The organism is Williamsia sp. (assembly GCF_036566845.1).
Classification (GTDB): Bacteria; Actinomycetota; Actinomycetes; order Mycobacteriales; family Mycobacteriaceae; genus Williamsia.
In genome coordinates this window covers 1-2896 of the sequence record NZ_DATCVM010000161.1, presented here as the reverse complement: position 1 = coordinate 2896, position 2896 = coordinate 1, and the positions used below count along the sequence as shown (strand labels likewise).

Below are 2896 nucleotides of genomic sequence, written 5' to 3'. Positions count from 1 at the left end.
ACTCGAAGACTTCGTGGCCTGCAACTGCCAGACCGGTGAGGACACCAAACCGATGATCGCACTCAGCGGACTGCCCGGGCTGGGCAAAACAACTGCTGCGGTTCGCTCTTGACGATGTGTCCTCCTGTGAGACACGGCTGCTCATCATCGACGACCTGCACTTCTTGCGCGGCCGCCAGGAACGCATGACCGATGTGAGTAACCAGTTCAAATACATCGCCAACGAGTTTCCCCTGCCCGTGCTGCTCATCGGTATCGGACTGCATGAGCACAACACAACGCGCTACTCGATGACTGCAACGCATTAGCGATGGCCGACTCGCATGCGTGGTCTACAAGTCAGTTCATCTTGGTCGGCAATAAGAAAGACGTGCGAGACGCTGCGGCAAAGCTCGCCGAGTACTCCGACTGCTCGGATCTCCTTCCGAGCAGATCGAGCAGCATCCGTGCGTGCGCGTGCGTAGCGCTCAAAACCATAGGCGACCTGATCCCAGATACCGAAGTCGTGAGAATCGCGACGAAACTTTGCGACGTCTTTCTGGCAAGTACCCGCACAGGCAACGAGGATGACAACGACGCGATCGCCGCGCTAGGACGTGCGGGTTCCTCAAGCTCGCCCGCCAGCCCTACTACCGCTGGCTGGCCCATCCCATCACCGAGGCCTACCGCGCCAACGCCCTAGTGTTCTCCAACAGGATCGTCAGATACAGCATCGACTCCCGGATGAAAGGTGAGCGGTACCCGAACTCAGGGTCGTCCTTGTCCGCGTCGAACAGAAGTCCCGGCTGGCCACCATGGCACTGCACAGCGCGGTGGTCCGACGCGGGGATGTCGCCATCTTGTCAACGTTGAACTGGCCCGGGCTAACGGCGTTCTCGACAGCGCACGATAGACGTTGTGGCGAGGTCATAGGGTTGCCCAAATCTTCCATGCCTACCCCACATATGCAGCAGCGCGCGTGCATAGCGGTTCTCAACGCCGCGGACGACGTCGGCTCAGAAGATCTGCCAGTCCGAGGCGCCGTCGGGCTGGTTGTACAGGCCGCCACCGGTGTTCTTGATCACGACGGGGTCACCGCTGCCGAAGTTGTCGAAGAACCACTGCGCGTTGGCCGGGCTGAGATTGATACAGCCGTGGCTGACGTTCGAATTGCCCTGCGAGGCCACCGACCACGGCGCGCTGTGCACAAAAATGCCGCTGTTGTCAATCCGGACGGCGTCCTGCACCTTCAACTTGTAGCCCTCCGCCGAGTCGACCGGCACGCCATAAGTCGAGGAATCCATCACCATGTCGGCGAACTTCTCCAGCACGTAATAGGTCCCGTTCTTGGTGTCGAAGCCCTTCTTGCCTAACGACACCGGAAACGTCTTCTCCAGCTTCCCGTTCCGGTGGATCTGCATCTGGTGCGTCTTGTCGTCGATCGTCGCCACCAGCGACTCGCCGGTGCGGAAACTGGACTTGGCGCCGCTTGCGTCGATGTTGACGGTGGCGTTCGCGGGCCAGAAGTCCTGGGGTCGCCACCGCACCTGGGTGTCGCTCGTCCAGTAGAACCGGCCGGGCACCGGCGGGTTCGACGAGATGTGGATCGCCTGTTCGGCCATCGCGCGGTCGGCGATCGGCCGGGCGAAGTTGATGTAGATCGGCTTTGCGACGCCCACCATCGACCCGTTGACCGGGTTGAACGACGGCGGCGCAAAAACCGGCTCCCCGACGTACGGAGTCGGGTTCTGCCCCGCCGGGGTGCCTTCCGGGACCGGCTGAGACGTCGCCGCCAACGGAGCCGGCAGGAACGGGTTCGGTGGCGGTGGCGCAAACGGATCCGCTGGTCGAAGTGGCGGCGGGAACGCGAACGGATCGGCTGGCGGAGGTGGCGCCGCCGCCGGATCGATGGGGGCCGGAGGAGGTGGTGGCACACCGGGCTGTGCCAGCGCAGATGGGCTGCCTATCGCCAGAACCGAGGCCAGGCCGACCATGACGATCGCTGCGGCGAGCCTGTACCTGGTGTGCTTGCGCATTGTCACCTCCGGTCATACGCGAGTGTTGTCGAGTGTCGTACGGTACGCAGGCTGCGATGCCTCGCCGGCCAGTCTACTGTGTACGTACGCGGCCAGTAGTTCAGATGGCAGCACCCAGTCACGGCAGTCCCCGGCGCGTCTGGTGTTGTGCGAACACAGCAATGGTGTTCGATGAACACTCATGCTCTGGTAGGCGGTGGCGGGCGCGGTAGTTGGCGGCTTGCCTAACGGCGTTCAGTGGTGACGAAGCGATCGGGGTGGTCGACGAATGCTTGCTTACAGGCCTCGCTACAGAAATGCATTCCGTTCCATCCAAGGTGTTTGGGTTACGACGTCGGCGGGATGCAGGAGCATGCCGCACACGGGGTCCGTCGTGCGGGTAGAGCGGCTGCCTATGCGCTGCCGGACTTCGACAAGACACATCGGATCGGGAATTCCCCTGAGTCGCCGCGGGGCAGGGCAGTGAAGTCGGCTTGGGGGATGATGTCCGGTCGCGTCGCGGAGGTCTCGGTGATCAGGAACTGGCCGGCGGCGCGCCTGAGGATCCTTCCTCGGTGTTGTGCGGCGCTGCTGCGCACTGTGATGCCGAACCTGCGCAATACTTCAGCTGCCGCATGATCGCCCATGGTCGCGGTCAGTGGGGTAAAGCTGGCCAGATCGACGAAGAGGACGGTGGCCTGCTCCTGGCCAGGTGTGGTCGACGGCGGTGTGGTCGGCTCGGCGAGATGGCGAAGTAGGTCTTCGCGGTTGGCGCGCTGATAGGCCCGCCGGTGGAAATACACAAGGGTGGGTTCGACGAGGTCGAGCAGTGGTTGCCGACTGCCTCGCTGGCCGCCAGCAGGTCCGGGCCGTGAGTCCTTGGGCGCGGAAGCGTTCGTGGA

2 protein-coding genes and 1 pseudogene are annotated in these 2896 nt (G+C 63.1%); 1 reads left to right on the top strand and 2 read right to left on the bottom strand.

Annotated features, from left to right (window positions below; genetic code table 11):
- Window positions 1–116: 116 nt before the first annotated feature.
- Entirely contained in the window at window positions 117–308 is a 192-nt protein-coding gene (locus VIQ49_RS28970) for a TniB family NTP-binding protein (protein ID WP_310833622.1), read from the top strand.
- A gap of 687 nt (window positions 309–995) precedes the next feature.
- Here the strand turns inward: VIQ49_RS28970 and VIQ49_RS15815 are convergent.
- Together VIQ49_RS15815 and VIQ49_RS15810 are read right to left on the bottom strand one after the other, a co-directional pair.
- Window positions 996–2015 carry a L,D-transpeptidase gene (locus VIQ49_RS15815; RefSeq protein WP_013470159.1) on the bottom strand — a complete coding sequence of 340 codons (1020 nt, stop codon included), beginning with the start codon at window positions 2013–2015 and terminating at the stop codon, window positions 996–998.
- A gap of 392 nt (window positions 2016–2407) precedes the next feature.
- Window positions 2408–2896 (bottom strand): annotated as a pseudogene (locus VIQ49_RS15810) (hypothetical protein); the annotation flags it as partial.

Coding starts and splice junctions, on each gene's coding strand:
- VIQ49_RS15815 (WP_013470159.1), bottom strand. CDS start 2,015: ATGCGCAAGCACACCAGGTACAGGCTCGCCGCAGCGATCGTCATGGTC.